Raw genomic sequence first — 16,639 nt, 5'->3', positions numbered from 1 at the left:
CATATTTTAGTCCCACAAGTTAATTTTATTTTATAGGAAATCCTTATTAATTTCAATAGTTTTTAAAATTTTTTTATATTTAATTATTTTAATACTCTTTTCTTTTACTAGATGAAGGTATCTTTAACTCTTCTCTGTACTTGGCTACAGTACGTCTAGCTACTGAAATTCCGCTTTCCTTTAAAATTTTAGATAGTTGCTCATCACTTAACGGTTTCTTCTTATTTTCAGACTTTATTGTTTCCTTTATTATTTTTTTTATGCTGGTGCTAGATGCCATTTCGTCATTTTGTGTTTCTATGGCACTACTAAAGAAGTATTTAAATTCGTATACTCCAAATGGAGTTAACATATATTTTCCATTTACTCCTCTACTTACTGTAGATTCATGACAGTCAATTATGTGAGCTATATCTTTTAATTTTAGTGGTTTTATAAATTGTGGTCCTTTATTAAAAAATTCTTCTTGGCAAGAAACTATTGTTTCTGCAATTTTAAGTATTGTATGGTTTCTGCTTTGTATATTTTTTACTAAGCTAGTAGCAGAATTTAATTTTGATTTAATAAATTCTTTAGCATCATTATCTGATGATGTATTTCTAAGTACTTCTTTATAAAAATTATTAATCTTTAACATATAAGAATCTTTTTCATTTTTATAAACTATAAACTCATTATCAATTTTTTCAACTATAACATCAGGTTGCACGTATATCGTTTTCTCACTGCAGCATAATCTACCCGGTCTCGGATCCAATGACTTGATTTTATGAACTAAATTAACACATCTTTGCATCGGAATCTTATGTTTTTTGCTTATTTCCTTAACTTTATTAGAAGCTATTAAGTCCAAATCTTCTTTGATTATATTTATTAAATCTTCATCATATTCTCCTGAATTTTCAATTTGTAAGATTAGACATTCAACTAAATCTCTAGCCCCAACTCCTATAGGATCTAGCTGCTGAACTTTTTCTAAACACTCTAAAAATGTAGTTTCATCTACATTTAACTCTTTTAACTCATTTAACATTATTTCTTCTGAAAATCTTAGATATCCATCTTCATCTAAGCTATCAATTATGTAATTACAAACTTCTTTTTCGAAGTCGCTAATTTTATATAATCCTATTTGAAGACTTAAGTGTTCATATAAATTAACATCTTCTTTTATCATATTTTCTAAATTCAAATCATTATCTGGATTATAATTTACTTCTCTTTTATATCCGGTGTCCATATTTTTCACATAAGCTTCCCAGTCTATTTCTTCTTTTCGTTCTATATCTAATAAGGGATTTTCCTCTGATTCTTTTCTTATTTCTTCTTCTAATTCAACTTTACTCATATTGAGTATTGCTAATGACTGTTTTAGCTGTGTAGTCATCACCAGCTTTTGAGATTGAGTTAATTCTAGCCTGTTGTTAAAGTTCAAATTTTTTCACCCCGCTTTTATTTTTTCAATCCAAAAAAACCCTTCCGCATAAATATATTCTACCACTTGGTATGACTCTTATGCAAAAGGGTTTTATTTATTATTTCATTACTTGTTCATTTTATCTAATATAGCTTTTAATTCATCTTCATCAAACATGTATTTTGAGTTACAGAATTGACATCCTATTTCAGCTTTTTTATCTTCTTCTATCATTTCAGCTAATTGATGTTGTCCTATAGATATTAAAACTCCTTCAACTCTTTCTTTAGAGCATTCACACTCAAATCCAACATCACACTTATCTAGAATTTGAGGATTTAATCCATCAAGTACTATATTAAGTATATCTTCAGGAGTTTTTCCTTCTTTTAACATATTTGTTATAGAATCTAAGTTAGCAACGTTAGACTCTAATCTTGATATAGTTTCTTCAGTTGCATCTGGCATTAATTGAACTATAAATCCACCTGCATATTCAACTTCTTCTTCTTTTGTCAATACTCCTAGTGCTACTACTGATGGAGTTTGTTCTGATAGTGCGAAATAATATGTTAAATCTTGGGCTATTTCTCCGCTAACCATAGGATATGACCCATTATAAGGTTCTCTTAATCCTAAGTCTTTTGTTACTCTTACTGTTCCTTCACTTCCAACAGCAGCTGCAACATTTAACTTACCATTTTCATAATCTTCTACTACAACATTTGGGTTATCAACGTACCCTTTTACTATCCCCTTAGAGTTAGCTGTAGCTAATATACTTCCTATAGGTCCGCCACCTTTTATTATAACTGTTATTTTATCTCCATCGTTTTTCATCATAAGCCCCATCATAGATGTTGCTGTTAATGTTCTTCCTAAAGCAGCTGTAGCAACTTTACTTGTCTTATGAAGATCTCTAGCTCTTTCTACCATATTTCTAGTAGTTGCAACAAAAGCTCTTACCTGTCCATCTCCAGCCGTTGATCTTAAAACATAATCCTTCATAATATTTTCCTCCAATCACGTTAAAACTTTCTGTCTATTTTTTACAAACAAAAAATACTCTTTCCGAATCATCGCTTGGTTTATTGAATGTAAAGTCTCCATAAACTTTTACATCTTTAAAACCTGATTCTTGAAGCATTTCTACTATTTCATCTTCTGTATATGCTCTTTGCTGATGTACCTCTTCAAACTTATCATATCTTCCATCTTCACCTTTTATGAAAAATGCTAATTCCATTTCTAATAAGTTTTCTTCTGCATCAAAATAATTTTGCCATAAATAAGATACATCTTCTCTATTTTCACCATATATATTACCACCTAATATATTGGCTAATTTATAATATGAACTTATGTCAAATATGAATATTCCATTTTCTTTTAATAACTCATGTGTTGTATCAAAAACATTTTGTAAATCATCATCATAAGTTATATAGTTGAATCCATCACAAGCACATAAAACACAATCTAAACCTGTTATATCAAAATCAAGTTCAGCTATATCTTGTTGTAATAATACAAGCTCTATTCCTTGTTTTTCAGCTTTTTCTCTAGCTACACCTAACATTTCTGCAGATATATCAATTCCAGCTATATCGTATTCTTTTTTAGCTAAAGGAATAGTTATATTTCCTGTTCCACATGCTAATTCTAGTATATTTTTAACTTTTACATTTTCGTTGTCTATTATATCTTCTATATATTTAACCCATTTGTCATAATCAACATCATTCATAAGTTCATCATATACAAATGCAAAATCTCTATACTGATCCATCGTCTTTATTTTCTTCCTTTTCCATTTTTTTCTTTTTCTTTTTACGAGATGTTAACGTACCACCTATACGCCCTGCTTCTTTGGCTGTTAAACCTCCCCAACCAAGCTCAGAAACCTTATCCATTAGACCAAGTTCTGATGCTATCTCATATTTCATTATATCATCATCTGTCAATATTTTCTTTTTCTTAGCCGCGCTTTTCTCTCTTGGTTTATTTATATCAATATCTTTATAATTCATAAAAATCACTCCTTTATTTATATTTTTGTCATATGAACAAAATTTATACAAAATTGAGGAGTGATTTAGTATTATAATATTGATTTTTTATATTTTAATAATTTGATATATACATCTAATGCATTTCCTAATATATTTTCATCAAAATTAAAGTTTAAACTATGAAGTCCATTTACAAATCCTTTTTCTTCATTTCTTGCACCTAGCATGAAGAATAAGCCTGGGAGAACTTGTTGATAGTAAGAAAAATCTTCTGATATCATTATAGGTTCTAGTTTGATAAGTTTATCGCTTCCTATAGCCTGTTCAAATTCTTCAAATAAAACTTCATTATTATTAACAGCTGGATAGTCATCTCTTATTTCTACTTCTATCTTACAGTTATAAGCCACTTCATATCCTTTTGCTAGTTCTCTAATTCTTTCTTTAATAGTTTCATATACCTCTGGTTTAAAAGCTCTTATAGTACCTTCTATTCTAATATTTTCAGCTATTATATTTCTTCTAGTCCCTCCATGCATCTTACCTATAGTAAGTACAGCATTATCTAGTGGACTTATATTTCTTGATACTATTGTTTGTAAGCTACTAATAAAGCTAGACGCTAAAACTATTCCATCTATTCCATTTTGAGGCATAGCTCCATGACCACTTTTAGCAATAATATCTATATCTAATTCTCCAACTTGAGCTAAGAAGTAATTTGGTCTAGTTCCCACATAACCTTCAGGTATTTCTGGATATATATGAAGACCATATATTTCATCTATTTTATACTTTTCTACTATACCTGCGTTGATTAATGGTTTAGCTCCTCCTGGACCTTCTTCTGCTGGTTGGAATATAAATACAATATTATCCATCAGGTTTTCTCTATTTTCATTTAAGTATGTTACTAATCCAAGTAATATACTCATATGTCCATCATGACCACATAAGTGCATAGCTTTTTCCCCTAATGTAAGAGCATCCATATCCGATCTAAAAGCTATAGTTTTTTTAGGATTTTTTCCTTTTATAATTCCAACTACAGCAGTGTCTAACATTTCTTCATATTCTACACCTATATTATTTAAATAATCTTTTATATATTTACTAGTTTTAAACTCTTGATTTCCTATTTCAGCTAGTACATGTAATTCTTTTCTATTATTTTTCATGCACTCTTTTATATTACATATATTCTTCATACAAATCTCCTTTATTATCAATTTATATGTTTTTATTATACCCAATATATATGCGCTTTGTATTGCTATTAGTGCCTAACTTTTTTAAAACTATTGTTATTAATGCCTTGTTTAATATAATTTATTTAAGCATAAAAAAAGATTGGGAAAATCCCAATCTTTTTATTATCTATCTTCGTCAGTAACGTTAAATACGTAAGGTATATTTCTGTAGTAGTCTCCGAAGTTTAATCCGTATCCTACAACAAATTTATCTTCTATTTCAAATCCACAGTAATTAGGAACTAATTCCACTTTTCTTCTACTTGGTTTATCTAAAAGAACACAACATTTTATACTAGCAGGGTTCTTAGTTTTTAAGTGACCCATAACAAAGTTCATTGTAAGAGCTGTATCTGTTATATCATCTACAACTAAAACATCATATCCTTCTATATCATCACTTATATCTGCTACCATGTTAACTTGACCAGTACTGCTTTCTCCATGCCCGTAGCTTGAAGTAGTCATAAATCCGATTTTAACAGGTACTGTTATGTTTCTTACTAAGTCTGCGCAGAATATGAAGCTTCCTTTTAATAGTGATATTACCATTAATTTTTTTCCTTCATAATCCTTAGATATTTGTGCTCCTAATTCTTTTAATCTTTCTTGTATTTGTTCTTCTGAGCATAATACTTCCCATTTTTTAGTTTCTATATCCATGTTACAACCTCCGAAATGTTATAGTATATCTATTTTATAGGAGATTTACCAATTTTGCAACGGGGTAAATACAATATTAGTTAGCTTTATTCATGTCGTCCATTACTCTTATTATAACCTTATCAGTTGTAGTCATTCCTTTATCACTTACTCTTCCTAAGTTTTGTATACTTTGCTCTGCTCCAGTTCCTACTATTCCGTTCATTGGAGGTACTATACAGTCTTGTTTAGCTATTATAGCACTTTGTACTGCTGCTGATGCTGCTGATGCAAGTTTTAATGCACATCCAGCCTTAGCTCCATCACATATCATACCACTTAAGTTAGCTACCATATTTTCTATAGCACCTTCTATTTGAGTTTCATTACATCCCATTAACCAAGATAATCCTGATGTAGCTCCTATACTTGCTGCAACTCCACATCCACATACTGCTGATAATCTTCCTGTGTAGTTTTTAACGTATGCAGTTAATAAGTGAGATATTGCTAATGATCTAGCTAATTTTTCTTCGCTTTGAGGGAATTTATCGTTGTATGCAACTATTGGAAGTATAGCAGTTATACCGTGGTTTCCACTTCCGTTAGAACTCATAACTGGTAATTTAACTCCAGCCATTCTTGCATCAGATGCAGCTGCTGTTATCATCATTGTGTAGTTCATTAAGTCATCACCTAATAATCCTGATTCAATAGATTTCTTTATACCGAATCCTACACCTACTCCTACTTTTTCATTTAATCCGTACTTAGCTATCTCTTCATTCATAGTTATTCCATCTAATAAGAATTTTATGTCTTCAAAATCTACAGTTTCCATAGCTTCTACTATTTCTTTTATTGTTATAGTATCTAATATATTTTCTTTAGGTTCTGCTGTAGTTGCAACTTCAACTACTTCTTCACTTGCTAATACATCTTCATTTTTTTTAACAAATACTATATTGTCATGTTTAGTTCTTATAACAACTTTAGCAGTGTTGTTTTTACCTTCTAATTCAACTTCTATATAAACTTTTTCTTCTGTATCTATTGGTGATATGTTTATATCGTTGTTATCCATGAAGTCTTCTGCAACTTTAACATCTTCTTTTGTTAATGTTTCTAAAACTCTTAATCCGTTTTCTGATTTTCCACCTATAAGTCCCATTGCTGCAGATATTTTTAATCCTAATCTTTCAGTTCCTGGTATTCCTACACACATACCATTTTTGTATACGTTAGGGCTAAGACCTATTGTACATTTTACTACTTCTTCACCTAAAGTTTCTTTTGCCTTAGCACAAGCTAATGCTACTGCTACTGGTTCTGTACAACCTAAAGCTGGTTTAACTTCTGCGTTTAATATATTAACTAATTTTGTTTGTAAATTTTTCATTGTGTTTTCCTCCTGATAGCTATAATATTTATGTCTTATTTATAAAGCAAGAACTGTGCCAACTTTTATTATTTTTTAAACCCTTGAAATCGCTTTATTTATAATTTATAAAAATAATTTTTTATCATTCCAATCTCATTTCGAAAAAAAATAGTCTCAAAATGAGATTAAGTATCATTTTGAGACTATTTTATATCTTTCTATTTTTCTATATAAGGTAGCTCTAGATATTCCTAAAGCTTTTGCCGCTAAATCCTTATCTTTTTTATAATCTTTATATTTTTCTAATGCTTTTATTATTTCTTTCTTTTCAAGCTCGTCTAAAGTTTTTATGTTTTCATTAGAATCTATAATTTGATCTTCATTTGAATTTGCACGTTTTATTCTGTTAGGTAAATTATCTAATGTTATAATCTTGCCTTCGCATCTATTAACACTATATTCTATAACATTTTGTAGTTCTCTAATGTTTCCTGGCCAACTATATTCACATAAATATTCTAATGCTTGTAAATCTATATCTTGTACATTTTTATCTAGCTTATTAGAATATTCTTTCATCATATATTCAATTAGTAAGTGTATATCATTTTTTCTTTGTCTTAAAGTTGGAAGAACTACAGGTATAACATTTAGTCTATAGTATAAATCCTCTCTAAATGTGCCTTTTCTGACCATATGCTCTAAGTCTTTATTAGTAGCCGCTATTATTCTTACATCAATCGATACATTGTGTTTAGCCCCTATTTTATCAACTTCTTTTTCTTGTAATACTCTAAGTAATTTTGCTTGTAAGTGTAAACTCATATCACCTATTTCATCAAGAAAAATACTACCTTTATCAGCTAATTCAAATTTACCTAAGCTTCCACCTTTTTTAGCTCCTGTAAATGCACCTTCTTCATATCCAAATAATTCACTTTCTAGTAAGTTATCTGGAATAGCTGCACAGTTTATAGCTATAAAAGGATTTCCTGCTCTACAACTATGATTATGTATTGCTCTTGCAAATAGCTCTTTTCCTGTACCACTCTCTCCAGTTATTAAAACTGTAGAATTAGTTTTAGATGCCATTAACGCTTCTTCTTTTGATTTATTTATAGCATAACTGCTTCCAATTATATTTTCTAAATATATCTTATGGTGATTACTTATCTTGTTGTAGTTTTTTATAGCATCTACTTTATCTATAAAATCTAACACATATCCTTTTAGTTCTTCATTTAAAATAATCGGCTTTATATTATATATCCCTTTAAATTCCTTCTTTGCACCTATATATGTAAAGCTACAAGATTTATCATTATTTATATTATTGAAATTATTGTCTTTCGCAAAGTTTAATACATCGCCTATAAAGCTTCCTATTATATTACCTTTAACTTCAAAAATTTCTTTGAATTTCAAATTGTACTTTTCTATATTCGCATCTTTATCTAATGACACAACTGCTTTGTCCATATTATCTAACAATGTTTTTAGCTTTTTCTTTTCTAACTCTACCTCATAAGTTTTTATTTCTGCTTTTAACTTACTTGATATTAAATCTGCCATTTTATGCAAGAAGTTCATTAAATCATCTTTTCTAAATTTAATTACATCGGCTTGCTCTTTAGTAAAAGCTATAAGCCCGATTACACCATAAGACTTATCATCATATACTATAGGGCAGCATACCTCTGCAAACTCCTTACAAACTTCACGAGTATAACATTCATTGCATATCTCATTGCTCTTTGGATCTTCTATTATTAATTCTTTTTTAGTAGTTAAAGAATATTTAAATGCTGAGTATTCTTCTAATTGTTGTCCTATTTTATGAAAATAAGTTCCGGTACCCGCTATTCTAACTAAACTCGAATCTACTATTGTTACATCAATTTCTAAAACAGACGATATAGCTTCTGCTATGTTTTGTATATCTTTTCTTATAAAGTTTAAATTAATCATACTTCCCATCCCTTAGTTTATCTTTGTACATCAGTACTTTAATTTCATTGAGAGTTTTGTATATTTTATTTAAAGTATACTGTATTGATACTAAGATTACAAACAACATACAGATAATTATCACATTATAATGTATTTTCATAAAATTTCCTCCTACAAGAAAAGACTAGGTTTAACCCCAGTCTTTTTAATCATTCTTCATTCCTATATAAATATACTTTTCACAGTCTTTATTTTCTAATATTCCTTTAAATTTTGAATGTTCTAATGTCTTTATAAGTTCATGTGGGTAATAGTATTTTATACGTTCTCCACATACTCTATGCTTAAGCTTTTTAAGTTTAACTTTAAATTTGTGTAAATTAGAGTCTTGTAAAACAACTTCTCCTCTTAATTTTAACACTCTATAAATTTCTTTCAATGCTTTCTTTTGGTTATGAGTGTAATTAAATTGATTTAGTACTATTACTTTATCGAAGAATCCATCTTCAAATGGTAATAATTCTAAACAACCTTTAACGACACTGCAGTTTTCATTATGAATTAAAGAATAGCAAATATCTTGGTATGCACTATCTTCAAGTATAGTTACATTGGCTCCAAGCATCCTTAACCTCTTGCCTAGGGTACCTATATTTCCTACCAATAGGATTCTTTCTCCCATTTCATATTTAATTACATTTAATATATCTTCTACGGTATCCTGTGCAAAATAATTTGCTTCATAATTCCATTGTACTACGCTTTTCACAGTGCTCCCCCTCTTTTGGATTTATTATCATTTTTTACATCATAGAATAGATTATAATAAATCCCAAGCAACTATTCAATAACCATTTTAAAGTATTTTGAAATTATTTTTTTAATAATGTTTTCCTTGACTTTCTATATTAATTTATATTGTTTTCATCCAGTTTTTTTATCTTAGAAATAGAGACTTCATATGCAACTCTTTTCTCTGTTTCTCCACTTTCAAGTTTTTTTTCATAGTCTCTACTTTGTACTCTACCCCACATTTGGATTCTATCTCCAACTTTTAAATTTTTTGCAAATTTAGCATTTCTACCCCATACTATAGATGGTATGTAATCAGATTTATTATATGGTCTATTTATAGCAACTAGTAAGTCTGCTATTTCTCTTCCTAATGGAGTTTTTCTGTATATTGGATCTTTACAGATATATCCATCAAGGAAAATATTGTTTGGATCTTTAGCTTCTCCATCAACAACTTTTATTTCTCTTGCAAATACAGTGAGAACTAATTTATTTTTATTATCTATATTTTTATTATAAGATCTTAACTGACCAACTAGGTCAACTAAGTTATTTTCATTTAAATTTACTTCTTCTAATAATCTTTCTGATATAGTTATAGGTAAAACATCATATGTATCGCTTAATCTATGTATTTTTATCCTTGCACTATAAAATTTTTCCCCAAATATTTCATGGCTAAATGTCAATTCCTCTTCAAGTTCTCCTCTTAAATTTACTATGTTAGTATCTTCTTTTAAATTTATCATTTTATTCCCCCCACAATTGTTAAACCATATTTTATCTTAAAATCTATATAATAAATATATTTCTGCATGGCCATTTTTATTACACCTTTAATAAAATAAATTTGATTAAAAGCTTTAAATTTCAAAAAATAAAAAATATACCGTATTTTTAAATACGGTATATTCTTATCTCATTAATTTATTAAGCTGTTTGCTTAGCAAATGCTTTTTTTAACATAGTTACTGAAGTATATGCTATTACAATTATTACTACCCATCTTAATATATCCATAGGCATTGAGCTAACAAAGTTAGCTGCTATAAATACCCCTATAACTCCACCTATTGTTATAAATAGAGAAGTTTTCTTAGCATATGTTCCTTCTTTTATAAATTTAACACTTGCTGTTGGCATTAATAAAGCGCAAGATCCCATCATAATAGGGAATGCTACAGTTGGTGACATTCCTAAGAAATAAACCATTGCCATACAAGGAGAATATAGTCCAACTCCAGCAGTCATTAATGCTCCTAATATAAAGTTACCTACTACCCCTATAACAAGTTTTGCTCCAGTTAATCCTGTTGCGTTTCCTCCACCAGGCATTAATTTTAATTGAGCTAATAACATTAATATAGCTGTTACAACTAGTGCGAATCCCATAACTATTTGGATTTTTCTTTCATCCATCTTAGATATAATTCCAGCACCTACATAAGATCCTACAACTGCTGCTCCTAATAAACTTATTAAAGTTATTGAATCAACTTTTATAACTGTCGTGAATATAAATGCTTCAAATACAACTGGTATTGTATGACATACGTTTAGCGTACCTGGTATTAACTTGTCAGGTATATTAATTTTTAGAGCATTCATCATTGCTACTGTTGGCGCAAATGACCCTATTCCTAAAGTGTCAAAGAAGTCTGTTACAAAACCTGTAGCTAAAGGCTTCCAAGCTGGTACATCTTCAAATCCGTTAGATGATTTAGCTTTTGATAAGTCCTTGATGAAGTTAAAACCGAATAATGAAACAAAAGCTGCTAATAATACTCTTACTAAATTTAACATCTCAAATAATTCCTCCTAATGATTTTACTAAAAAGTGTCTTACATAGAAATATGATTAAATACTACTAGTAGTATTTAATCATATTTTAATTAGAATTTATACAGTTATTTTATTACTTTAGTATAAATCCATATTTTACTGGATCATTATCATCTATTACGAAATGGTTGAATCCTGTTATATACGCAGCTCCTGTTATTTCAGGTATTATTGCTTCATAATCAGCTACTTTATCAACACCAACTATTCTTCCTTTGAATAGAGTTCCTAATATACTTTCATATACGAATAATTCGCCTTCTTTTAATTCTCCTTTAGAGTATAAAGTTGCAAGCTTAGCACTTGTTCCTGTTCCACATGGAGATCTATCTACTTGTCCTTGTCCAAATATAACTACGTTTTTGTAAGTAGCTTCTGGATGAGTTGGATCGTCATATATTTCAACTAAGTCAACAGTTTTTATATGAGATAACTCTGGATGTTGTATTTCTATAGTTTCGTTTATTATATCTCTCATTTTTAAACCTATTTCAGTTAGTTTTTGAGCATTCTTTGGCTCAACTTTTAATCCTAACTCACTAGCTTTAACTATAGCAAAGAAACTTCCTCCGAAAGATATATCGAAAGTTACAGTTCCTATTTCAGGCATTTCTATTTGTACATCTTTTTTGTATAAGAATGCAGGTACGTTTACTATAGAAACTTCTTGAACTCTTCCGTTTTCAACTTTAGCATCTGCTCTTACTATTCCTGCTGGAGTATCCATAACTACATGAGTTGTAGGCTCTTTCATTTCTACCATACCAGTTTCAATTGCAGCTGTTACAGCCCCTATTGAACCATGTCCACACATGTTTAGGTATCCTCCACCATCCATGAAGATTATTCCGAAATCTGCTTCATCGTTGCAAGGTTGAGTTATTATAGAACCGAACATATCATTATGTCCTCTTGGCTCTAACATTATAGCTGTTCTTAAGTGGTCTAGATTATTTTCTAAAAACGCTTTTTTCTCAGCCATAGTCTTTCCTTTTATATTAGGTATTCCACCTGTTACTATTCTTGTTGGTTCTCCCATTGTATGAGAATCTATCGCTTGTATACTTCTTGAAAATTTCATTTTACGGCCCCCTATATTATTATTATTTTTTATTATTTCTTTGCATTTTTAATTTTAATAAGGCTAATGATTTTTTTGCGTCTAACTCGCTTACAGTGTTCTCTCCGACAACTTCTGTTTCTATCCCCTTGTCTGATTTATTAAAATCTACTATTGTGTCCATATATTTATTTGTAACTACAAACTTAGCTTGCGTTCCATTAAATGTAAGTCCAACTACCGGGATCTCTCTTTTTCCTATTTCTTCAATAGTATTAGCATAATCTACGTGTGAGTTTCCCCACCCATCACATGAAATTATAACACCATCTGCTCTCATAGCTTCTAGCCATGCAGCTGTTCTTTGTCCAACAAATTCTTTTTCTTTGTTGTCCTGAGGTGTTCCTACTACTACTATCCCCAGAAGATCTATGTCTTTGTCATTACTAACTATATCAAGAAGCGGATCTCTAAAGTGATGTAATGATGTTTCTTTAGTTGATGGTCCTATACCCATTATCTCACCTCATTAAGTCATAGCTCTCAAGGCGCCATCTCTGTATTCATTAGGTGATATTATCATCGGTACATTTCCCATATCAATAATGGATGTACCTCCCTCTAAACCACTTGGTTCATAAGAAAATAATTGATTGTCATACATTGCACCCTGACCTGCTATTTGTTTTACTATTACAACTTTTTTAGCGTCAGGTCTAATTTTGTCAAAATATTCACGAATTTCTGTAGCATCTCTTCCGTCTTGCTGTTTTAAAACATTTCTTATACCTTGTATAAAAGTATCACATGCCTTAAATGTCATCATCGGAAGTTTTCTCTCATATGGCAACCCACCTTTAACTGTAACATCAAAATGAATTATGTAATCATTAGTAGATGGAGTACCATATCTTCCAAACACCATTTGCTCAGAAAGTATACCTTCTGAAGATCCAAATTCATGCATTTGTCTTCCATCTTCATCAACACCAGTAAGCATAACATAAACACCTGTTAAAGTGTGTGTTATTCCTTCACCTAATCTACCTAAAACTTTAGTAGATATAGGGATTATATCCATGATAGTATTAATTTCCTTGTTATAATCTCCTGGTTTGATTATATCTAATTTTATGTCCGTTATTAATTCATGTGAATCTTTAATTTCATTTATGTAGTCATTGTTTATGGATAGTGTACCTTTTTTTATTGAGAACTTTTCATTGAATTCAACATTATTTATATGAAATGGTTTAATTACCAAACGTCTAAGTATTTTCTCTTCCATTTATATCACCTTTTTATATAAGCCCTTCTCTATTGCTAGGGAAGGGCTGTGTTATCTATTATACTTGAGCTACATACTCGTATGGTAATTGAATTATCTTACCAGCAGATGGTATAGCTATTAATTGCTCTAAAGTATCTCTTAATATATGCATTTGCATTTCTTTATTGTTTGGTTCACCAGCATTAGCACCCATTGGAACTAGTGGAGCAACTGCTCTTGGAGTTCCGTTTTGTCTAACTACTGGAGGAAGAGCTGCTATTATTATAGTTGGTATACCAGCTTCTTCTATTGCTCTCTGCACGATCACGGCAGTTCTATGGCAAGTACCTCAGCCAGCTGTTAGAACTACACCGTCTACTCCCTCATCTTTTAATCTTCTAGCGATTTCAGGACCAGTTTCTTCAGTGAATTTAGTTTGGTCTCCACCACCACCCATGAATCCTATATGAACTGGAGCTACAGATTTTATAAATCCTTCTTTAGCTAATTCATGTAGTCTGTCTATAGGGAACATACAGTTTATATCTTTGTTAACATCAGCGTTATCATATCCTCCGTGAGATACCATCATCTCATCAGTAGTTGCTGTGTCTGGTATTTCTCTAAATGTAAAGTCACCTGCTAGGTTGAATCTCTTATCAGCTTTTAAATGTACACCTGACGCTGTAGCTAAAGCTATAGTCATATCCTTTAGTTCTTTAGTTACAGGAGTCCAAACAGGAGGAGGTGTTATTGGTACAAATATTTCAGATTGAAGTCCTTTTATTGTTGTAAGGCTCATAGTTTTTCTCTCCCTTCTATTTCTCTAATTCTTCTTTATTTTTTTTATTTCTTTCGATTATATCTACATACTTTTGATTAGGTTCCGGACTTAGTACTTCTGGATAACTTAACATAAACCCAACCTCAAGACCAAGCTTAAGCTCATAATCAGTTATAAGCATTCTTTTCGGTATTTTAAATTGGCCTAATCTGCCTTTTAAGTCTATAGTAACTCCACCGTCAGTGATATCTACTATAACTCCTTCATACATTCTTTCAGTTGATATATATTTTAATCTATCCATAATATTTCATCCTTCCATAACCTATTAACGTCTTTTACTATTTAGCGTCTTTTTCGTATATATTCTTTCTTTTTTCACTCATTGGTAAAGTTTGCTCGTTTTCAACAAGTTCTAACTTCTTACCAGTTTCTTTTTCTATTAATTCAACGTTATTTAATTTAACGTTAGCATTCCATTTTCTCTCAGCAGCTTTAACTTCTTCTCCACCCATTACTGTCTTTAACATTGCTAAAGATCTTACAGCATCTTCTGGGCATAATGTATTGTTTGATAATACTTCATTTTCTATACCTTGTTTAGACTTGTTGTTGTCTATCATGTATTTCATGTATTCATTACCAACAACTAGAGCACCTTGAACAGCAGAGAAACTTACACCTACTACAGCTACATCTCTCTTACCTATTTGCTCTATATGAGAAGCGAAATCTATATGGTTGTTTCCGAATCCTTCAGTTGTTACTATAGCACCATCAACACCCATAGCTTCTATCATCATACCTAATCTCTTAGATACATAGAATTTCTCAGCATTTACTTGTGGAGATCCTACAAATATAACACCTACTAAATCTATTTCTTCATCATGCATAGCTTCTATTACTAATGGCTCTCTCCAGTAATGTCTAGAGTTTTCTTTAGATGCAGGTCCTATACAAGTTAATGCATGTATACCACCATCTAATACTTCAAGTGGAGATAATACTACTGGAACGTTTCCTAAGTCAACGTTTGGTTTAGCTCCTAATGTTCCAACTGGCTCAACAGGTAATATTAAGTTATCATGCATTGCCCCTTGTCCCATTATCTCTTTAACTACAACAACCTTTTTCTTACCAGGTCTTCTATATTGAGTTAATTCTTCAGTATCAACTACTAAAGACTCTTCAGCGTTCTTTAATGCTTCTCTTATTTCTTGAGTTATATAATCAGATGCACAGTGAGCAGCTAATGGTCCTGGTCTTTCCATGTTAGTACCAGCTTTAACTGTTACTTGAGTTTTGATGAATATATCACCTTTATCAGGAGCACCTGGTCTTCCCCACATTATGTTAGTTTCTAATACACCTTCTGAAGAACCGAATTCACCTATTTGAACTCCGTTTTCATCAGTACCAGTTACCATCATTATAACTCCGTCTATAACTCTTGTTACACCTTCTCCTATATCTCCTTCTTCTTTAGTAGCTATAGGTTGAACGTCCATTATAGTTTCACTGTATTTGTTGTATTCAGCTGGAGTTATTATTTCTAACTTCATATCAACAACTAATTCTTCTGAATTTACAGCTTCTTTAGTTAATTCTTCTGGAGTTCTTAAGTATAAAGTAGTTCCATCTATTTTAGTTTCTTCAGCGAAAACTACTTTTTCTATTTTAAAATGTTTTTTAGTTAAGCTTCTTATTGCTTTAGCTTCTTGAACTGGCTCAGCTTTAACTTCTACAGCTTCTGCATTTTCTGCTACAGCTACAGGAGCAACTGGTGCTACACCCATTCCTTGAGCTACATTTAAAGGTATTTCTAAGTTTATATCTCTACCTTCACCTATATGTATCTTTATAGTTTGTCCATTTACTGGAGCTATTTGAGATACTGGAGCTACTGAAGCAACTGGTGCTACTTCTTTAACTTCTTCCTTAACTTCTTCTTTAGCCTCTTCAGCTACTGCTACTACACCTTCTACACAGTCAGCAGTTATTGGAGTTAAAGCATCTAAAGTTTTTAATAATTTAGCTCCTAAAACTTGCTCTATTGTTAAACAATCATCTGCTATTGTTAATAATCCTGAATCCTCTAAGTCAGCGAATATTGCTGGATCTTCTAAATTTGATGGTTCTAGTACAGTCCCAGCTTCAAATCTACAGCAGCATACCGCTGGATCTTTAGCATGAGCTTTAGCTGTTTCTACAGTTATTGACATTTTCTAATAC

Annotated in this window: 15 protein-coding genes and 1 pseudogene; all 16 read right to left on the bottom strand. The window is 30.7% G+C overall.

What is annotated here, in order from left to right:
* Positions 1 to 88: 88 nt before the first annotated feature.
* Positions 89 to 1,435, bottom strand: a complete 1,347-nt coding sequence (gene rpoN, locus ACN6I1_RS00980; protein ID WP_419742410.1) for an RNA polymerase factor sigma-54 — start codon at positions 1,433 to 1,435, stop codon at positions 89 to 91.
* Positions 1,436 to 1,543: 108 nt separating this feature from the next.
* The gene (gene hslO / locus ACN6I1_RS00975; protein WP_419742409.1) at positions 1,544 to 2,425 is read right to left on the bottom strand and encodes an Hsp33 family molecular chaperone HslO; all 882 of its coding nucleotides are present in this window, start codon (positions 2,423 to 2,425) and stop codon (positions 1,544 to 1,546) included.
* Positions 2,426 to 2,459: 34 nt separating this feature from the next.
* Positions 2,460 to 3,206 (bottom strand): class I SAM-dependent DNA methyltransferase, encoded by a 747-nt coding sequence (locus ACN6I1_RS00970; RefSeq protein ID WP_021430329.1) that lies wholly within the window; start codon positions 3,204 to 3,206, stop codon positions 2,460 to 2,462.
* Positions 3,193 to 3,447: a small, acid-soluble spore protein, alpha/beta type gene (locus tag ACN6I1_RS00965; protein ID WP_142730867.1), complete on the bottom strand. Its 255-nt coding sequence runs from the start codon at positions 3,445 to 3,447 to the stop codon at positions 3,193 to 3,195. Before ACN6I1_RS00965 ends, ACN6I1_RS00970 begins: the two co-directional genes overlap by 14 nt.
* A gap of 71 nt (positions 3,448 to 3,518) precedes the next feature.
* Entirely contained in the window at positions 3,519 to 4,637 is a 1,119-nt protein-coding gene (locus ACN6I1_RS00960; protein ID WP_419742408.1) for an N-acetyldiaminopimelate deacetylase, read from the bottom strand.
* Positions 4,638 to 4,802: 165 nt separating this feature from the next.
* Positions 4,803 to 5,342: a hypoxanthine phosphoribosyltransferase gene (gene hpt / locus ACN6I1_RS00955; protein WP_021430311.1), complete on the bottom strand. Its 540-nt coding sequence runs from the start codon at positions 5,340 to 5,342 to the stop codon at positions 4,803 to 4,805.
* Positions 5,343 to 5,418: 76 nt separating this feature from the next.
* Positions 5,419 to 6,720, bottom strand: coding sequence for a serine dehydratase subunit alpha family protein (locus ACN6I1_RS00950; RefSeq protein WP_419742407.1), 1,302 nt, complete (start codon positions 6,718 to 6,720; stop codon positions 5,419 to 5,421).
* 174 nt (positions 6,721 to 6,894) lie between these two features.
* Complete coding sequence (locus ACN6I1_RS00945; RefSeq protein ID WP_419742406.1) at positions 6,895 to 8,670, bottom strand: sigma 54-interacting transcriptional regulator; 1,776 nt, start codon at positions 8,668 to 8,670, stop codon at positions 6,895 to 6,897.
* Positions 8,671 to 8,857: 187 nt separating this feature from the next.
* The gene (locus ACN6I1_RS00940; RefSeq protein WP_419742405.1) at positions 8,858 to 9,421 is read right to left on the bottom strand and encodes a class I SAM-dependent methyltransferase; all 564 of its coding nucleotides are present in this window, start codon (positions 9,419 to 9,421) and stop codon (positions 8,858 to 8,860) included.
* 139 nt (positions 9,422 to 9,560) lie between these two features.
* Positions 9,561 to 10,196 (bottom strand): single-stranded DNA-binding protein, encoded by a 636-nt coding sequence (locus tag ACN6I1_RS00935; protein ID WP_220796093.1) that lies wholly within the window; start codon positions 10,194 to 10,196, stop codon positions 9,561 to 9,563.
* A 181-nt stretch (positions 10,197 to 10,377) separates the two neighbouring features.
* Positions 10,378 to 11,250 carry a sulfite exporter TauE/SafE family protein gene (locus ACN6I1_RS00930; protein ID WP_220796092.1) on the bottom strand — a complete coding sequence of 291 codons (873 nt, stop codon included), beginning with the start codon at positions 11,248 to 11,250 and terminating at the stop codon, positions 10,378 to 10,380.
* Between the two features lie 113 nt (positions 11,251 to 11,363).
* Complete coding sequence (locus tag ACN6I1_RS00925) at positions 11,364 to 12,371, bottom strand: proline racemase (RefSeq protein ID WP_021430157.1); 1,008 nt, start codon at positions 12,369 to 12,371, stop codon at positions 11,364 to 11,366.
* Between the two features lie 22 nt (positions 12,372 to 12,393).
* Positions 12,394 to 13,638, bottom strand: a pseudogene (gene prdD / locus ACN6I1_RS00920) (proline reductase cluster protein PrdD).
* 58 nt (positions 13,639 to 13,696) lie between these two features.
* Positions 13,697 to 14,422 (bottom strand): D-proline reductase (dithiol) protein PrdB, encoded by a 726-nt coding sequence (prdB, locus tag ACN6I1_RS00915; protein WP_419742404.1) that lies wholly within the window; start codon positions 14,420 to 14,422, stop codon positions 13,697 to 13,699.
* 16 nt (positions 14,423 to 14,438) lie between these two features.
* Entirely contained in the window at positions 14,439 to 14,708 is a 270-nt protein-coding gene (locus ACN6I1_RS00910) for a CBO2463/CBO2479 domain-containing protein (RefSeq protein WP_021430161.1), read from the bottom strand.
* 37 nt (positions 14,709 to 14,745) lie between these two features.
* Positions 14,746 to 16,629: a D-proline reductase (dithiol) proprotein PrdA gene (gene prdA, locus ACN6I1_RS00905; RefSeq protein ID WP_150886668.1), complete on the bottom strand. Its 1,884-nt coding sequence runs from the start codon at positions 16,627 to 16,629 to the stop codon at positions 14,746 to 14,748.
* Between the last annotated feature and the right edge of the window lie 10 nt (positions 16,630 to 16,639).

Origin of the sequence: Paraclostridium dentum (assembly GCF_048568265.1) — a bacterium.
Lineage (GTDB): Bacteria > Bacillota > Clostridia > Peptostreptococcales > Peptostreptococcaceae > Paraclostridium > Paraclostridium dentum.
This window is presented reverse-complemented; position numbering and strand designations above follow the sequence as displayed.

Coding starts and splice junctions, on each gene's coding strand:
- ACN6I1_RS00925 (WP_021430157.1), bottom strand. CDS start 12,371: ATGAAATTTTCAAGAAGTATACAAGCGATAGATTCTCATACAATGGGA.
- ACN6I1_RS00935 (WP_220796093.1), bottom strand. CDS start 10,196: ATGATAAATTTAAAAGAAGATACTAACATAGTAAATTTAAGAGGAGAA.
- ACN6I1_RS00965 (WP_142730867.1), bottom strand. CDS start 3,447: ATGAATTATAAAGATATTGATATAAATAAACCAAGAGAGAAAAGCGCG.
- ACN6I1_RS00970 (WP_021430329.1), bottom strand. CDS start 3,206: ATGGATCAGTATAGAGATTTTGCATTTGTATATGATGAACTTATGAAT.
- hslO (WP_419742409.1), bottom strand. CDS start 2,425: ATGAAGGATTATGTTTTAAGATCAACGGCTGGAGATGGACAGGTAAGA.
- ACN6I1_RS00945 (WP_419742406.1), bottom strand. CDS start 8,670: ATGATTAATTTAAACTTTATAAGAAAAGATATACAAAACATAGCAGAA.
- hpt (WP_021430311.1), bottom strand. CDS start 5,342: ATGGATATAGAAACTAAAAAATGGGAAGTATTATGCTCAGAAGAACAA.
- prdA (WP_150886668.1), bottom strand. CDS start 16,629: ATGTCAATAACTGTAGAAACAGCTAAAGCTCATGCTAAAGATCCAGCG.
- ACN6I1_RS00930 (WP_220796092.1), bottom strand. CDS start 11,250: ATGTTAAATTTAGTAAGAGTATTATTAGCAGCTTTTGTTTCATTATTC.
- ACN6I1_RS00960 (WP_419742408.1), bottom strand. CDS start 4,637: ATGAAGAATATATGTAATATAAAAGAGTGCATGAAAAATAATAGAAAA.
- ACN6I1_RS00910 (WP_021430161.1), bottom strand. CDS start 14,708: ATGGATAGATTAAAATATATATCAACTGAAAGAATGTATGAAGGAGTT.
- ACN6I1_RS00950 (WP_419742407.1), bottom strand. CDS start 6,720: ATGAAAAATTTACAAACAAAATTAGTTAATATATTAAACGCAGAAGTT.